This is a genomic window from Telluria mixta (assembly GCF_029223865.1).
Lineage (GTDB): Bacteria > Pseudomonadota > Gammaproteobacteria > Burkholderiales > Burkholderiaceae_D > Telluria > Telluria mixta.
The window spans coordinates 3033676-3050246 of record NZ_CP119520.1 but is presented as its reverse complement, the minus strand read 5'-3'; the positions used below and the strand labels follow the sequence as shown (position 1 = coordinate 3050246).

Below are 16571 nucleotides of genomic sequence, written 5' to 3'. Positions count from 1 at the left end.
AGATTTCTAGAGTTGGCGGTAGTGTGCATCCCCACCACGCAGATGCGCAGCCAGCCGACCGGTTAGCGCTGCTGATTCGCAGACCCTGATACACCGCTGGCGGCGTCGGACAACAACTGGCAGGCGACCCGTAAGAGACAATGAACGTACCTCTCATTCCTTCCGATCTGCTGAAGAAATCGGACAAGATCCTGTTCATCGCCCACCTGGCGTTGGGCGACTATACCTATTTGCAGAACTGCTTCCAGGCGTTCGCGCGCGCCTACCCGCACCTGAAACTGCACCTGTGGGTGGATGAAGTGCGCCGCACGAGCGACGCGTCGCAGTGGCCGCACCTGAAAAAGAACGTCCTGTACGACTGGCTCGACGCCTGCGACTTCATCGAGAAGGTCTACAAGCAGAACTATTCGCCGGAACTGTTCCAGGCCTCCATCCAGGAAGCGCAACGGGAACACTATCCGATCGTCGTCTCGCTGGGCACCCTGCGTCCCCACTTCTACGCCGACCTCGCGCGCGAGATCAGCCCGGACGGCTTCGTGTTAGGCCTGAAAAAGCCGCACGGCCTGCAGGGCCTGATTCACTGGTTCAGCTACCGCAAGCTGGACGCCAGCCTCGACCCGGACGTGGCCGACCGCGCAAGCGCGCCGCACATCAGCGACATGCATGCGGAATGGTTCCGCCAGCTGGCCGGCGTGGACATTCCCCCGGCCGGGCGCATCCCGTTCGTGCACATCCCGAGCAGTTCGTCGAGGGCGCGAAAGCGCGCCTGCATGAATGGGGTTTCGACGGCCGCCGCGGCAAGCTCGTGTTCATCAACCCGTTCGCCAAGACGCGCAAGCGCTGCTGGCCCGTCGAGCGCGTGGCGGAACTGATCACGACGATGCGCGCGCAGCCGGAATGGCGCGACGCCTGCTTCATCGTCAACGCGGTGCCGCAGGAAGTGGACAACGTGAAGGCCATGCTGGCACGCCGCCAGCTCGACCGCACGGAACTGTTCAGCGCCAACGAGAATTTCTTCCAGTTGCCCGCGATGCTGGCGCAGTGCGACCTGATCGTGTCGGTGGAAACGGCCGTGATGCACCTGGCGAACGCCGTCGGCGTGCCGGTCGTCGCGCTGATGCGCCAGAAGACGCCGGAATGGGCGCCCGTGGACAAGGCCAACTCCACCGTCATCACGGCGGATCAGAGACGGGACTGGGTGAAGGCGATTCCGGTCGACGCGGTGATGCACGCGTTGGCGTGAATCGGTATTCGTAGGTGACAAAGGCCGCTTCGTGCGGCCTTCTATTTTTCAGGCCGGCACTGACCATGAAACCCATATCCGTTGCGCTCCTGATATCTGCAGTCCTGGCGTTCTCGCAGTCGAGCGCGGCGGGTCCGCATGACGGCCAACACGATTTCGACTGGGAGTGCGACTCTGGTCGAACTAGACGTGATTGAACGTGTCCAATCGTGATCATGGAAAAGACGATAGGCGCAGGCGAGGCCGCCAGACTGCTGGGAATCACCGTCAAGACGCTTCACCAGTGGGAGCGCGAGTGCCGGCTAGTACCAGTCGCCCGCACCGCCAGCAACCGGCGCCGCCAGCTACGCGCGGCCCTGGAGAGTGACCATGCTGCTGGCGCACCGGATCAGGATTGACGCGACAGCGGCCCAGCGCGACTATTTCGCGCGCGCGGCCGGCACTGCCCGCCGGGTCTGGAACTGGGCACTCGCCGAGTGGAACCGCCAGACAGCCGTCGGCCTGCGGCCAAACGCGATGGCGCTCAAGAAGGCGTTCAACCGCATCAAGTATTCCGACCCCGAATGGCTCGACGCCGACGGCAAGCCGTGGCTGCGCGCCATCCACCGCGACGCGCACGCCCAGCCGTTCGCTAACCTCGCGAAGGCCTGGAGGCGTTACTTCGAGCAGCGCCGCGCCGGCCAGCTGGCGCACGTACCGCGGTTCAAGAAAAAGGGCCGCTCGGCCGAGAGTTTTTACCTCGCGAACGACAAATTCCGGCTCGAGGGACGCAGCGCCGTGCTGCCGAAGGTGGGTCGCGTCGCGCTGCGCGAAACGCTGCGCTGGAGCGGCAAGATCATGGGCGCGAGTGTCTCGCGCGAAGCCAGTCACTGGTACCTGGTGGTTCAGGTCGACGTGCCGGACCACCTGGCCCGGCGGCCTCGCACGGGTGACGCCGTTACCGGCGTCGACTTGGGCGTGACCAGCGCAGCCACGCTGTCCAGCGGCGAGAAGATCGCGGCGCCACGGCCGTTGAAGGCGGCGCTGCGGCGCCTGCGCGTCCGCTCGCGCCGGCAGTCGCGCAAGCTCGAGGCGGCCAAGGCCGCGGCCGGGATCGTCGGCCACATAGTCAAGGGCACGCGCCTGCCGGCATCGAAGAACCGGACCAAGGGCGCACTGGCGCTGGCGCGGCTGCAGGCGCGCATCGCGCGCGTGCGCCGGGATTTCACCCATAAGCTCACGACCCGGCTGTGCCGCGAGAATCAGGCGCTGGCGATCGAAGACCTGAATGTGCGCGGGATGCTGGCCAACGCGCGCTTGGCGCGCGCGATCGCCGATGTCGGCTTTTACGAATTCCGGCGCCAGCTGACGTACGAGTCTGAGCGCTACGGTACGCAAATCGTGCTTGCCGACCGCTGGTACCCGTCCAGCAAACTGTGTTCGGGCTGCGGTACCCGCAACGCAGAGCTGGCGTTGGGCGACCGGGCGTGGACCTGCGCCGCTTGCGGTGCGCAGCATGACCGCGACGTGAACGCGGCCATCAACCTGCAACGGCTCGCCACCGGCGCCTTCGCGGCGCGCACGGCGCTACCCGAGGCGAGCCAGGCGGTAACGCGTGGCACTGCCGCCGGCCTGATGCCGGCGGGAGGCGGGGAAGTGACGCCTGTCAGGCACGAGCACGGTCAGCAGGACGGCTTGGGGCAGGAAGAGAACGCTGTGCACATTTGCACACGTAATCGATAGCAGATCGGCTCCTGGGATACGCAACTGAAACGCTTGCGCGAGCCGCTCAGCGGCAAGACCGACTGGGTCGAGTACACGGGCACGTCGGTCGTCAAGGCCGTGATGGGCGGGCAGGCCAACCTCGTCGAACTGGGTGTGCGCGGCAGCAGCGGCCGGATCGCGGGCGTGTCGCTGCGCCTGTACCAGCCTGCGACCGGTCAATGGACCCTGCATTTCGCAAACCTGGCCAATGGGTTGATGACCGACCCGATGCAGGGTTCCTTCAAGAATGGCCAGGGCAGCTTTTACGGCAAGGACACCGTGGACGGGCGCGCGGTGCTGGTGCGGTTCCTGATCTCGTGCCGATGGGCGCCGGCCAGTGGCGCTTCGAGCAGGCTTATTCGGCGGATGGCGGGCGGCGTTGGGAGACCAACTGGATCGCCATCGATACCCGCCGCAAGGCATAGCGTTATTTCGCGGACGGGAAGAACAACTGCTCGCCGGCCGGCTTGAACGACGCAATCTTCGCCTGCCCCTCCGCCGACGTGATCCAGTCGATCAGCGCCTTCGCGCCCTTGTAGTTGATCCCCTTGTGCTTCTCCGGGTTCACCGCGATGATTCCGTACGGATTGAACATCCGCTTGTCGCCTTCGACGAGAATGGCCAGCCCCGTCCTGGCTTTATAAGCGCCATACGTCGCGCGGTCCGTCAGCGTGTACGCGCCCATCTCGGCCGCCATGTTCAGCACCTCGCCCATGCCCAGGCCGGCGTTGACGTAGTTGCTGCCGGCCGGCTTCGTACCTGCCTGCTGCCAGTAGCCCTTCTCCATCACGTCCGTGCCGGAATTGTCGCCGCGCGAGATGAACTTCACGTTGGCCGCCGCGATCTTCCTGAAGGCCGCGATGACGTCGCGGCTGCCCTTTACGCCCGCCGGGTCGGCGGTCGGTCCCGCGACAATAAAATCGTTGTACATGACGTCGTGGCGGTCGATGCCCCAGCCCTCGGCCACGAATTTTTCTTCGAGCGCGCGCGCGTGGACGAGCGTCACGTCTACGTCGCCGTTCTTGCCCAGCTCCAGCGCCTTGCCGGTGCCGACGGAGATCACGTTGACCTTGATGCCCGTCTTCGCCTCGAAGGCCGGCAGCAGGTAGCCCAGCAGGCCCGAGTTCTCGGTGCTGGTCGTCGTGGACAGGCGCAGCACTTTATCGGACTGCGCATGCGCGAACGGCGTGGCGACGGCGAGGCAGGCGATGAAGCCGAGGATGGAACGGCGTTGCATGATGTCTCCTTGTGGTATCAGCGGTATTCCAGATGCCCGTCGCGCAGCTTCAGCCGCTGCACGCCCGGCAGGTTGATCAGGTCGCGGTCGTGGCAGGCGATGATGACGCTGCTGCCCGCCTCGATCATGGTCGGGATCAGGGCGATCACCTGTTCGCGCGCGGCGCCGTCCAGGTTGGCCGTCGGCTCGTCCAGCAGCAGCAGGCGCGGCTCCAGCACTTTTGCACGCGCGAGCGCCACGCGCTGCTTTTCGCCGCCCGACAGCCGGGTCGGGTCCGTGTCGCGCAGGTGCGCCACGCCGGCCCAGGCCATCGCCTCTTCCACGACGGGCCGCACGGCCCCGGGCGCTTCCCCACGGACGACGAGGCCGTAGCCGATGTTGTCGGCGACGCTCGTCGAAAACAGGATCGGATGCTGGTGCACGTAGACGATGGCCCGGCGCAGCGCGCGCGGGTACGGGTGCACGCGCAGGATGTCCTCGCCGGCGAAGCGCAGGCTGTCGATCTCGGCCCGCTCCAGGCCGCCCAGCACGCGCAGCAGGGTGCTCTTGCCGGCGCCGTTCATCCCGGTCAGCACGTAGGCGCTGTGCGTGGCGATCTCGAGCCGGTCGATGTCGAACAGCAGCCGGTCGCCATGGCGCTTGCGCAGGCCGCGCACGCCCAGCAGGGCCTTGCGGCGCTCGTCGCGCAGCTTCACGTTCTCGTTCTCGTACACGGCCGCCGAGATCTGCGAGTGGATGCTGATGCTCATGCGCGCTCCCGGATCGTGTGGGCGTCGCCCTGCAGCAGCATCAGCGCGCCGTTCATCAGCAACGCGATCGACACGAGCACGATACCAAGCGCGATGCCCTGGGCGAACTCGCCCTTGCTCGTCTCCAGCGCGATCGCGGTCGTGATCGTGCGCGTCTCGCCTTCGATGTTCCCGCCCACCATCAGCGCGCAGCCAACCTCGGAGATCACGCGGCCGAAGCCGGACAGGACGGCCGCCATCACGCCGAAGCGCGCCTCGTACAGCACGCGCACCATCACCTGCATGGGCGATGCGCCCAGTGCGATCGCGGTCTCGGCATAGCGCGGATCGAGCCCCTGCACGGCCGCCAGCGTGAAGGCGAGCAGCACGGGCAGCGCGACGACGCACTGGCCGAACACGATGCCGGGCTGCGAGAACAGCCATTGCAGGCCGCCCAAGGGCCCGTGGCGCGACAGCAGCAGGTACAGCAGGAGGCCGATCAGGACGGTCGGCAGCGACAGCGCCGCCTGCGCCAGCCAGATCACGATGCGCCGCCCACGGAACTTCCGCATGGCGACGACGTAGCCGATCAGGATCGCGGGCGGCGTGGCCAGCAGCAGGCCCACGATGCTCGTCTTGAGCGACACCCAGACGATGCGCCACAGGTCCGGATCCCCCGTGAACAGCAGCGCGAAGGCGCGCGCGACGGCGTCCGCAATATCATTCATGCCGTTCGCAACGTGCGCGCCGTCTCCAGCGCGGCGAGCCACTCCGGCTCGAACACGAGGCGCTCCGCGCCGGACAGCAGCAGGAAATGGTGGCCGCTGCAGCGCGCCAGCAGCGACATGCCGACCTGCTCGGCCACCGCGTGGCCCATCTGCGTCGTACCGGAGCGCGACAGCAGGAACGGGATGCCCATCTGCGCGCCCTTGATGACCATTTCGGACGTCAGCCGGCCCGTCGTGTAGAACACCTTGTCCCCGCCTTCGATCCCCTCCAGCCACATCAGGCCCGCGATGGCGTCGACGGCGTTGTGGCGCCCGACGTCCTCGATGAACCACAGCAGTTCGCCCTCGCTCGTGAACAGCGCGCAACCGTGCACGGAGCCTGCCTGCTTGTACACGGATTGCTGGGTGCGTACGGTCTCGACGATGCGGTGCACGACGGACTGGCGCAGGCGGGCATCGGGCGGCAGCACGATGCGGTCGACCTCGTCCATCAGGCCGCCGAACACGGAACCCTGCCCGCAGCCCGTCGTGACGACTTTCTTCGCCGTGCGCGCCTCGACGTCCTGGATGCCGCCGCGCGTGACGACGGCCACGGCATCCACGGACCAGTCGACCTGTACGGACACGATGTCTTCCAGCGAACGCACGAGGCGCTGGTTGCGCAGGTAACCCAAGGTGAGCGCTTCCGGCGCCGCGCCCAGCGTCATCAGGGTGACGAGCTCGCGCTTGTCCACATAGACCGTCAGCGGGCGCTCGGCCGGGATATGGAGCGTCTCGCGGCGCCCGCGCTCGTCGATGGCCGTCACGGGGTGCGTGAGGCCGGCGCTGGCCTGGGACAGTTCGGGACGATAAGATGATGTCATGCTTGCAATTCTGCCACGTCCCCCAGAATCTGGCCGCCACCGTAGGAACCCTGGTGTGCGACCTCGCCGCCCAGCCGCACGCGCACGGCGCAGTACTTGAATTCCGGGATCTTGCCATACGGGTCCAGCGCCGCATTCGTCAGCCGGTTGATGGCCGCTTCGTAATAACAGAACGGGACGAACACGGCGCCGCGCGGCGTGCCGTCGTCGGCCCGGGCATACAGCGCCACCTCGCCGCGGCGCGACGCGATCGTGATCACGTCGCCCGGCCGCCCTTTGATCGCTTCCAGGTCGAGCGGATGCACGAGTGCGACCGGGTCCGGCTCCAGCGCGTCCAGCACGCCCGCGCGGCGCGTCATGCTGCCCGTGTGCCAGTGCTCGAGCTGGCGGCCCGTGATCAGCACGACGGGGTACTCGGTGTCGGGACGCTCGTCGGCCGGGATGATGTCGGCGGGGACGAAGCGCGCGCGGCCGCCCTCGCGCGGAAACGCCCGCGTGAAGACGACGGGTTCGCCCGGATCGCCCGGCGCGCGGCACGGGTACGTGACGGCACCGGCGCGCGCCAGCCGCTCCCACGTGATGCCGGCGATGCTGGGCATGAGGTGCCGCATCTCGTCGAACACGGCGGCCGGCCCAGTGTAATCCCAGTCCAGGCCGAGGCGGCGCGCCATCTGCTGGATGATCCACAGGTCCTGGCGCGCATCGCCCGGCGGGTCCAGCGCCTGGCGGCCCAGCTGCACGACGCGGTCCGTGTTCGTGAAGCTGCCCGTCTTTTCCGCGAACGCGGACGCGGGCAGGATCACGTCGGCCAGGTACGCCGTCTCCGTCAGGAAGATGTCTTGCACGACGAGGTGTTCCAGCGCGGCCAGCGCTTCCCGCGCATGGTTCGCATCGGGGTCGGACATGGCCGGGTTCTCGCCCATGATGTACATGCCCTTGATCCCTCCCGCGAGGATGTCGTCCATGATCTCGACGACCGTCAAACCTGGCTTGCCGTCGAGTGACCGCCCCCACGCCGCCTCGAATGTCGCCTGCGCCGCTGCGTCGTCCACACGCCGGTAATCCGGATACATCATCGGAATGAGGCCCGCGTCCGACGCACCCTGCACGTTGTTCTGGCCGCGCAGCGGATGCAGGCCCGTGCCGGGACGGCCGATCTGGCCCGTCATCAGCGCGAGCGCGATCAGGCAGCGCGCATTGTCCGTGCCGTGCACGTGCTGCGACACGCCCATGCCCCACAGGATCATCGATCCCTTCGACGTCGCATACAGCCGCGCGACGTAGCGGATCGTCTCCGCGTCGATGCCGCAGATGGGCGCCATCGCTTCCGGGCTGTAGTGGGCCACGTTCGCGGCCAGCGCGTCGTAGCCGCTCGTGCGGTCGGCGATGAACACCGGATCGACGAGGCCCTCTTCCACGATCGTGTGCATCATCGCGTTGAGCAGCGCCACGTCCGTGTCCGGCTTGAACTGCAGGAAGCGGTGCGCGTGGCGCGCGAGGTCGGAGCGGCGCGGGTCCGCGACGATGAGTTTCACGCCCGTGCGCGCGGCGTTCTTCATCCACGTGGCCGCGACCGGGTGGTTGACGGTCGGGTTGGCGCCGATGACGATCACGACCTCGGCCCGCGTCACGTCCATCACGGGATTCGACACGGCCCCCGAGCCGATCCCTTCCAGCAGCGCGGCGACGGACGACGCGTGGCACAGCCTCGTGCAATGGTCGACGTTGTTGCTGCCGAAGCCCGTGCGCACGAGCTTCTGGAACAGGTACGCCTCCTCGTTGCTGCCCTTGGCCGAGCCGAAGCCGGCCAGCGCCCGCCCGCCGTGCGCGTCGCGGATGCGCGCGAGGCCGCCGCCGGCCGCCTCCAGTGCTTCTTCCCACGTCGCCTCGCGGAACACGTCCAGCACGCGTGCCGGGTCCATCGTGAATTCGCCGTTCTTCGGGATGCCTGCGCGGCGGATCAGCGGTGTCGTCAGGCGCTGCGGATGGTGCGCATAGTCGTAGCCGTAGCGGCCCTTCACGCACAGGCGGCCGTGGTTGGCGGGACCGTCGCGGCCTTCCACGCGCACGATGCGGTTGTCCTTCACGTGGTACGTCAGCTGGCAGCCCACGCCGCAATACGGGCACACGGAATCGACCTGCTTGTCCGGCACGGCCAGCGCGGCACCGCGCGCCGGCGCCAGCGCCCCGGTCGGACAGGCCTGCACGCATTCGCCGCAGGCCACGCACGTGGAGGCGCCCATCGCATCGCCCTGGTCGAACACAATGCGCGCATCCTGCCCGCGGCCCGCGAGACCGATCACGTCGTTGACCTGCTCGTCGCGGCAGGCGCGCACGCAGCGCGTGCACTGGATGCAGGCGTCGAGGTTCACCTCGATCGCGGCATGGCTGGCGTCGGCCGGCGGCACCGCGCGCGTGGCGGGAAAGCGCGGCGTGCCGACACCGAGTTTATCGGCCCACTGCGCGACCTCGTCCTCGCGCGTGCGGGCCGTGTCCGGCAAATCGGACAGCAGCAGTTCCAGCACCATCCTGCGGGCGGCGACGGCGCGGCCGCTGTCCGTGCGCACCTTCATGCCGGGCGCCGGATAACGGCAGCACGACGGCGCGAGCGTGCGCTCGCCGTCGACTTCGACGACGCATGCGCGGCAGTTACCGGCCGGCTCCAGCCCATCCTTGTGGCACAGGTGCGGCAAGTCGATGCCGGCGCGCGCAGCCGCATCGAACAGGGTTTCGAACGGTTGCGCCTCGACGGTACGCCCGTCGATCTCGAACGTCACGCTCATGAACCCTCCAGCTCGTGCGGAAAGTATTTGACGACGCAGTCGAACGGATTCGGCGCCGCCTGGCCCAGGCCGCAGATGGACGCGTCGCGCATCACCTGCGACAGCTCGGCCAGCAGGGCCGCGTCCCACGTCGCCCGCTCCATCAGCGCGACGGCCTTCGCGGTGCCGGCGCGGCACGGCGTGCACTGGCCGCACGACTCGTCGCGGAAGAAGCGCAAGGTATTCAGCGCGGCGGCGCGGGCGGTGTCCCGGTCGGACAGCACGACGACGGCGGCCGAGCCGATGAAGCAGCCGTGGCGCTGCAGGGTGTCGAAGTCGAGCGGGACGTCGGCCATGGAAGCCGGCAGGATGCCGCCCGACGCGCCGCCCGGCAGATAGGCATAGAACGTGTGCCCGTCCTGCATGCCGCCGCAGTATTCGTTCAACAGTTCCTGCATCGTGATGCCGGCCGGCGCCAGCTTTAAGCCCGGCTCGCGCACGCGGCCCGACACGGAAAACGAGCGCAGCCCCTTCCGCCCGTGGCGGCCCCGGTTCGTGAACCATTCCGCGCCGCGCTCGACGATGTCACGCACCCAGTGCAGCGTTTCCATGTTGTGTTCCAGCGTGGGCCGCCCGAACAGGCCGACCTGCGCAAGATAGGGCGGGCGCAGGCGCGGCATGCCCCGCTTGCCCTCGATCGATTCGATCATCGCGGATTCCTCGCCGCAGATGTACGCGCCGGCGCCGCGGCGCAGGACGATCTCCGGCATGTCGGGCACGGGCGGATCGGCGCGCAGCCGATCGAGTTCCGTCTCCAGCATGGCGCGCAGGCCGTGGTATTCGTCGCGCAGGTACAGGTAGATCGTCTCGATGCCGACGGCCCACGCGGCGACGAGCGCGCCTTCGAGAAAGCGGTGCGGGTCGCGCTCGAGGTAATGCCGGTCCTTGAACGTGCCCGGTTCGCCTTCGTCGATGTTGACGGCCATGAGGCGCGGTCCCGGCTCGTTCCTGACGATGCGCCACTTGCGCCCGACCGGGAAGCCGGCGCCGCCCAGGCCGCGCAGGCCGGACGCCATCAGGGTCACGATCACGCTTTCGGGGTCGAAGCGCCATTCCGTGCAGGCGCGCAGCAGCTGGTAGCCGCCGGCCTCGCGGTAGGCGTCGTAGTCGAGGTGGCCCGTGTGCACGTCGGTGATGGCCCGCGCGCTGACGGCGGCCAGCACCGACTCGGCACTCGCGTGCGCGACGGGCCGCTGGCCGACGAGGGCCGCCGGCGCCTTGTCGCAGCGGCCGATGCACGGCGCGGCCAGCACGCGCACGCCGGTGCCGAGGATCGCGGGCAAACGGTCCAGCAGGTCGCGCGCGCCGGCCAGCTCGCACGACAGGCCCGCGCACACGCGCACGGTGAGTGCCGGCGGCGCAGCCTCGCCGTCGCGCAGCACGTCGAAGTGGTGATAGAAGGTCGCCACCTCGTAGACCTCGGACTGCGCCAGCTTCAGCTCCTGCGCCAGCGCGGCCAGGTGCGCGGCGGAGAGCGCGCCCCAGCGGTCCTGGATCTTGTGCAGGTGCTCGATCAGCAGGTCGCGCCTGCGCGGCGCTTCACCCAGCGCCGCCTGCACGTCGGCGAGCGCCTGCGGATCGACGCGGCGGCCCTTCGGCGCCTCGCGCTTGCGCTGGCGGCTCGGGCCCTGGGCGGCAATCGGGATCACCGTCTTGCCGGCCGCGGGTGCCATGGGTTCTGCCATGTCTCCTCCTGTGCGGATGAATTTCTGGAATAATATACTGTTGGAAACTCAAGGGCGTCCATGATTGACACTCACTCCCTGCTGGCCTCGCTTCCCGCCCGTATCGACGCCCGCATCGACTCCATCCTGCGCAACGCGGCGGCGCGCACACCCGACGCACCCGCCCTCGTCGACGCCGGCCGTACGCTAACGTACCGCGATTTGGCAAACCTCGTCGACCGCCGCGCCGACCAATTGCGCGCGCGAGGCGTGCGTCCCGGCGACCGCGTACTGCTGGCCAGCGAAAACTGCGCGGACCAGATCGCGCTCATCTTCGCCGCGGCGGGCCTCAAAGCGTGGATCGTCAACGTCAACCCGCGCCTGACCGCGCCCGAGCTGGACGCGATCCGGGACCACGCCAGCGCGCGCCTCGCGGTGTACACGGCGGCCGTGTCGCCGGAAGCGGAGGCGCACGCGGCACGTGCGGGCGCCACGTTCGACGACGGCCTGATGGTGGGTCCGCTGAACGACGACTGCACACCCGAACAGGATACGGACGTCGCCGCCCTGCTCTACACGACGGGCACCACGGGCAAGCCGAAAGGCGTGATGCTGAGCCACCGCAGCCTGCTGTTCGTGGCCGCCGTGTCCAGCGGGCTGCGCGGTCTCACGCCGGCCGACAATGCCTGGGGCGTGCTGCCCATCTCGCACGTGTACGGCCTGACGTCGGTGATGCTGGGCACGCTCAGCGCCGGCGCCTGCCTGCACCTGACGCCCCGCTTCACGCCCGAAGGGATGCTCGCGGCCATCCGCGACGACGGCCTGTCGATCGTGCAGGGCGTGCCCGCGATGTATGCGCGGCTGCTGGAGCATGTCGGCGACAGTGGACCGTTGCCCACGCGCCTGCGCTTCGCCTACGCCGGCGGTTCGCCCCTCGATCCGGCGTTGAAGGCGTCCGTCGAGCGCCTGCTGGGCGTGCCGCTGCACAACGGCTACGGCTTGTCGGAAGCCGCGCCCACGGTCAGCCAGACCCGCCTGGACGCGCCGCGGTCCGACACGTCCGTCGGCCTGCCGATTCCCGGCGTCGAGGTGCGCGTCGTCGACAAGGACGGGCGGGACGTCGCCGGCGGCGCGGCGGGAGAATTGTGGGTGCGCGGGCCGAACCTGATGCGCGGCTATTACCGCAATCCGGAAGCGACCGCCGCGGGGCTGCGTCCCGGCGGCTGGCTGAACACGGGCGACATGGCGCGCCAGGACCCGGACGGCGCGCTGTTCATCGTCGGACGCACGAAGGAATTGATCATCCGGTCCGGCTTCAACGTCTATCCGCTGGAAGTGGAGACCGTGCTGAACGCGCACCCTGGTGTGACGCAGTCGGCCGTCGTGGGCCGCCTGGTCGCCGACGGCAACGAGGAAGTCGTCGCCTTCGTGCAGCCGGATCCGCGCCGCACGCCGTCGGAAGCCGAGCTGCGCGCGTGGGCCGCCGAGCGGCTCGCGCCCTATAAACGGCCGGCGCGCATCGTCATGATGGATGCCCTGCCGGCGGCGGCGAACGGCAAGGTGCTCAAGCACGTCCTCAAAGGGATGGCTTGAATCAGGGCACGGCCGGCGCCTCCGCATCCAGCGCCTGGGCGATGCCGTTGACGAGCGTGCGCAGGCGCCCCACCGTGCCGGCATCGATTTCGTTCGACAACACAACGATGGCCATGCCGTTGTCCGGGTAGAGGACGAGCATGCTGGCGTAACCGGGCAGCGTGCCGTCCTGGAACAGCACGCGGCGCCCGCCCGGCCGCTGGATCTGCCAGTTCAGGCCGGCCGTGTAGCGGTCGGCGCGGTCTGTCGGCTGGTGGGCGAGCCGCGCGGCCGGATCCTGTTCCGCCAGGTGCCAGCGGGCATAGGCGAGCATGTCCGCCAGGGTCGACTTGAGCGCGCCGGCGGCCTGCATCTGGTTCGGAAAATCCGGTTGCGGCACGCCCCCTTCGTAGCCGGTGGCCAGCCGCGCCCGCTGCCCGGCCGTCAACGTGATGCAGGTATCAGGCATGCCCAGCGGCGCGGCGATACGCGTGCGTACCAGCGTCTCGAACGGCGCCCCGTAGATCCGCTCCAGGATGTCGCCGGCCAGTTGCGCCGCCGCGTTCGAATAGCTGAAGCGCGTCCCCGGCGGCGCGGTCAACTCGACACGGTGCAGCGCCGCGTAAAAACCGGCGCGGGTCGATCCGGCGACAAAGGCGCGCAGGCGCTGGGGATAAGGGATATCGCCGGGGCCGTCCGGCATGTCCGGCAACAGGCGCGGCAGGCCGGACACGTGGTTGACCAGGTGATGGATGCGGATCGGCTGGCCTTCGAACGCCAGGTTCGGATAGTCGCCGTCGAGGTGGCGGCGGATGTCGTCGTCCAGCGCCAGCCTGCCGTCGAGTTGCGCCTGCGCGAGCAGCGTGCCCGTGAAGGTCTTGGTCAGCGAGGCAATCGGATACAGCGTGCGGTCGTCGGGAAGCGGGCGCCCGTAGTGGTGGGTGGATGCCGTCCCGGCCCGGATCACGCCGACCGACAGGCCGGCGGCGCGCGGGTCGGCCATGAAGCCCGCGGCCGCATCGGCAATGGCATCGGCCGCCTGCGCGCCCCTGAACACGCCCAGCAGCGGCAGCGCCAGCAACAGGGCCGTGGCGCGTCGTCGTTGTGCGCTCTGCATCGTGCCGTCCTTTCGTCATGTCCTCGATAGCGGGACTGTAGCGAAAGGGGATGCCCGGCTCGACGGCATTGCGACGGAACGCCCGATTCGTACGCCAGGCCGTCGAAATCAGCGTCTTCTCTTCTTCCAGTTGTACGCCGGCCCCGTCACGTCCACCCCGGGATGCCCGACCACGTCCGGGTGCTCGGAGCACATCGTCACGAAGCGCACGCCCTCGCCTTCGCGCTGGCGCCGCCGCAGGTCTTCCATGAAGCGCATTGCCTCGACCATCGCGGTCGTGTCGAACGGCTGCGCGTGCGGGGCCTGGCGCCCATCTTCTTCGATCGTCCAGTAGACCATATACATCGTGCGTCCTCCTGCCTGCATCGTGTGGGCGCCCGCATGGTCTGTCAAGACGTACACGTCCAGGCGTTATAGCAAAGACCGATAGTACGTAGGACTTGTCCTAAATCGAGCCTATATGTTCGCCATCCCACACAAGAAGCCGGCATCGGCGTCTAGGCTTACACCTTGGATCAACAGCAGGACATGCACATGAATCTCAACAACCATATCCAGCCAGCAAGCTCGCCACTCCAGCTCTGGGGCGGCCTCGAATGCACCGTCAACCGCGTACGCGATCAGTACTTCTCCCAAATGGAACGCAACGGACATGCCGAACGGCTTCAGGACCTGGAGCGGTTCGCTTCGCTCGGCATCCGCGCCATCCGCTACCCCGTGCTGTGGGAGCGCACCGCTCCCGACGGCATCGACTCGGCCGACTGGTCGTGGTCCGACGAACGCCTGCCCGTGCTGCAGCAACTGGGCGTGACGCCCATCGTCGGCCTCGTCCACCACGGCAGCGGCCCGCGCCACACGAGCCTCGTGTCCCCCGACTTCGCCGAGAAACTGGCGGAATACGCCGGCGCCGTCGCGCGCCGCTATCCCTGGGTCGAGTACTGGACGCCCGTCAACGAACCGTGCACGACCGCGCGCTTCTCCGGCCTCAACGGGGTCTGGTATCCGCACGACACGAGCGAACAAGGTTTCATCCGCGCCCTCATCAACCAGTGCCGCGCCGTCGTGCTGTCGATGCGCGCGATCCGCGAAGTCAACCCGAACGCGAAGCTCGTCCAGACCGACGACCTGTCGCGCACTTACGGCACGCCGGAGATGGCGGAGATCGCGAATTTCTTCAACGAACGCCGCTGGCTGGCGTGGGACATGTTGTGCGGGAAAATCGACCCCGGCCACGCGCTGTGGGACTATCTGCTCGAGAACGGCGCCGGCGCCGACGAGCTCCTGTGGTTCAAGGACAATACCTGCCCGCCGGACATCATCGGCGTCAACTACTACATCACGAGCGAGCGCTGGCTCGACCACCGCGTCGAACGCTATCCGGAAAGCCACCGCACCAATTACCGCGGCGTCCCGCACGCCGACATCGAATGCCCGCGCGTGCTGGCCACGCCGACGCCCGGCATCGGCCCGCTGCTGCAGGAAACGTGGGACCGCTACGGCCTGCCGGTCGCCGTCACCGAGGCGCACATCGACGCCAACCGCGAAGATCAATTGCGCTGGCTCGTGGAGATCTGGAACGCCGCAAAGAAGGTCCAGCAGGGCGGCGCCGACATCCGCGCCGTCACCGTGTGGGCGCTGCTCGGCTCGTTCGACTGGAACTGCCTCGTCACCGAATGCCGCGGCTATTACGAGCCGGGCCCGTTCGACGTGCGCGGCCCGCAGCCGCGTCCGACCGCGGTTGCGAACCTGATGCGCGAACTGGCCAGCGGCCGGCCGCTTTCGCACCCCGTGCTGCAGGGCCAGGGCTGGTGGCGCCGTCCGGGCCGCTTCCTCGCGAAGCCTGTCGCCACCCGCACCGCTGTCGCCGACATCGCCGAGCGCGGCGCGTTCCGCTCGACCTTCCCGCAGCCGATCCTGATCACGGGCGCGACGGGCACCCTGGGCCGCGCCTTCGCCCGCATCTGCGAGCGGCGCAACCTCGCGTACCACGTGCTCACGCGCCAGGAGATGGACATCGCCGATCCGGCCTCCGTCGAGGCGGCGATCGTGCGCTTCAAGCCGTGGGCCATCATCAACGCGGGCGGCTACGTGCGCGTGGACGATGCCGAGGGCGACATCGACCGCTGCATGCGCGAGAACGCGCACGGCCCGACCGTGCTGGCGCTGGCCGCCATCCGCCACGCGCTGCGTTTCATGACCTTCTCCAGCGACCTCGTGTTCGACGGTACCCTCGACCGCCCGTACGTGGAATCCGACAAGGCCTCGCCGCTGGGCGTGTACGGCCGCAGCAAGGCGGACGCGGAACGGCGCGTGCTCGATTCCGACCCGCAGGCCCTCGTCATCCGCACGAGCGCCTTCTTCGGTCCGTGGGACGAGCACAATTTCGTCACGCAAGCCCTCGACGCGCTCGACGCGGGCCGGCCGTTCGCCGCGGCGGCCGACCAGGTCGTGTCGCCGACGTACGTGCCGGACCTGGTGAATACCTGCCTCGACCTGCTGATCGACCGCGAATGCGGCCTCTGGCACCTGACCAATGGCGCCGCGATGAGCTGGGCCGACCTGGCGCGCCAGGCGTGCGCGGCGGCCGGCGTGGACGCCAGCCGGCTGGAAGAGCGCACCACCGTCGAACTCGGCCTGCGCGCCGCCCGTCCCCGCAACAGCGCGATGAGCAGCGAACGCGGCCTGCTGCTGCCGTCGTTCGACGATGCGCTGGCCCGCTACCTGCGCGACCGCGAACTGGTCGCGCAACGGGCGAACGACGCGCATTACGCCAGCTGATCCACGCTGGATGACACACAGCCGCGCGCCTCCGCGTGCGGCTGTGTTACCGCTACATTAATCTTATCAAGGTGTA

13 protein-coding genes and 1 pseudogene are annotated in these 16571 nt (G+C 68.5%); 6 read left to right on the top strand and 8 right to left on the bottom strand.

The genetic code is table 11. From position 1 onward, the window contains the following. Window positions 1-140: 140 nt before the first annotated feature. The 4 genes and pseudogenes from P0M04_RS13650 to P0M04_RS13640 all read left to right on the top strand — a co-directional run bounded on the left by P0M04_RS13650 (window position 141) and on the right by P0M04_RS13640 (window position 3457). Window positions 141-1243, top strand: a pseudogene (locus P0M04_RS13650) (glycosyltransferase family 9 protein). Between the two features lie 215 nt (window positions 1244-1458). Then, the gene (locus tag P0M04_RS32870; protein WP_371877332.1) at window positions 1459-1641 is read left to right on the top strand and encodes a MerR family transcriptional regulator; all 183 of its coding nucleotides are present in this window, start codon (window positions 1459-1461) and stop codon (window positions 1639-1641) included. Further along, window positions 1613-2965, top strand: a complete 1353-nt coding sequence (locus P0M04_RS13645; protein WP_259449799.1) for an RNA-guided endonuclease InsQ/TnpB family protein — start codon at window positions 1613-1615, stop codon at window positions 2963-2965. Before P0M04_RS32870 ends, P0M04_RS13645 begins: the two co-directional genes overlap by 29 nt. Before the next feature lie 33 nt (window positions 2966-2998). Continuing rightward, complete coding sequence (locus tag P0M04_RS13640; protein WP_259449798.1) at window positions 2999-3457, top strand: hypothetical protein; 459 nt, start codon at window positions 2999-3001, stop codon at window positions 3455-3457. Here the strand turns inward: P0M04_RS13640 and P0M04_RS13635 are convergent. Genes P0M04_RS13635 through P0M04_RS13610 form a run of 6 tightly spaced genes read right to left on the bottom strand, consistent with a single transcriptional unit; the run spans window position 3414 to window position 11049 of the window. Next, window positions 3414-4223 carry an ABC transporter substrate-binding protein gene (locus P0M04_RS13635; protein WP_259449797.1) on the bottom strand — a complete coding sequence of 270 codons (810 nt, stop codon included), beginning with the start codon at window positions 4221-4223 and terminating at the stop codon, window positions 3414-3416. The genes P0M04_RS13640 and P0M04_RS13635 overlap by 44 nt on opposite strands. Window positions 4224-4240: 17 nt before the next feature. Beyond that, window positions 4241-4972: an energy-coupling factor ABC transporter ATP-binding protein gene (locus P0M04_RS13630; RefSeq protein WP_259449796.1), complete on the bottom strand. Its 732-nt coding sequence runs from the start codon at window positions 4970-4972 to the stop codon at window positions 4241-4243. Next, a complete protein-coding gene (locus tag P0M04_RS13625) occupies window positions 4969-5679 on the bottom strand; it encodes an ABC transporter permease (RefSeq protein ID WP_091657677.1) in 711 nt (236 codons plus the stop codon). Before P0M04_RS13625 ends, P0M04_RS13630 begins: the two co-directional genes overlap by 4 nt. Then, window positions 5676-6542, bottom strand: coding sequence for a formate dehydrogenase accessory sulfurtransferase FdhD (locus tag P0M04_RS13620; RefSeq protein ID WP_259449795.1), 867 nt, complete (start codon window positions 6540-6542; stop codon window positions 5676-5678). Before P0M04_RS13620 ends, P0M04_RS13625 begins: the two co-directional genes overlap by 4 nt. Next, on the bottom strand, window positions 6539-9325 hold the full coding sequence (gene fdhF / locus P0M04_RS13615; protein WP_259449794.1) for a formate dehydrogenase subunit alpha: 2787 nt from the start codon (window positions 9323-9325) through the stop codon (window positions 6539-6541). The genes P0M04_RS13620 and fdhF overlap by 4 nt, the downstream gene beginning before the upstream one ends. Continuing rightward, window positions 9322-11049, bottom strand: coding sequence for an NAD(P)H-dependent oxidoreductase subunit E (locus P0M04_RS13610; RefSeq protein WP_259449793.1), 1728 nt, complete (start codon window positions 11047-11049; stop codon window positions 9322-9324). The genes fdhF and P0M04_RS13610 overlap by 4 nt, the downstream gene beginning before the upstream one ends. Before the next feature lie 60 nt (window positions 11050-11109). Here P0M04_RS13610 and P0M04_RS13605 point away from each other — a divergent pair, with 60 nt between their 5' ends. Further along, entirely contained in the window at window positions 11110-12621 is a 1512-nt protein-coding gene (locus tag P0M04_RS13605; RefSeq protein WP_259449792.1) for a class I adenylate-forming enzyme family protein, read from the top strand. A gap of 1 nt (window position 12622) precedes the next feature. On the opposite strand, the gene P0M04_RS13600 is transcribed toward P0M04_RS13605, so the two are convergent. Both P0M04_RS13600 and P0M04_RS13595 read right to left on the bottom strand, forming a co-directional pair. Further along, entirely contained in the window at window positions 12623-13717 is a 1095-nt protein-coding gene (locus P0M04_RS13600; protein ID WP_259449791.1) for a serine hydrolase domain-containing protein, read from the bottom strand. Between the two features lie 108 nt (window positions 13718-13825). Beyond that, on the bottom strand, window positions 13826-14110 hold the full coding sequence (locus P0M04_RS13595) for a hypothetical protein (protein WP_371877322.1): 285 nt from the start codon (window positions 14108-14110) through the stop codon (window positions 13826-13828). Between the two features lie 141 nt (window positions 14111-14251). On the opposite strand from P0M04_RS13595, the gene P0M04_RS13590 reads away from it, so the two are divergent. Beyond that, window positions 14252-16495: a family 1 glycosylhydrolase gene (locus tag P0M04_RS13590; protein ID WP_259449790.1), complete on the top strand. Its 2244-nt coding sequence runs from the start codon at window positions 14252-14254 to the stop codon at window positions 16493-16495. The last annotated feature ends 76 nt before the right edge of the window (window positions 16496-16571 follow it).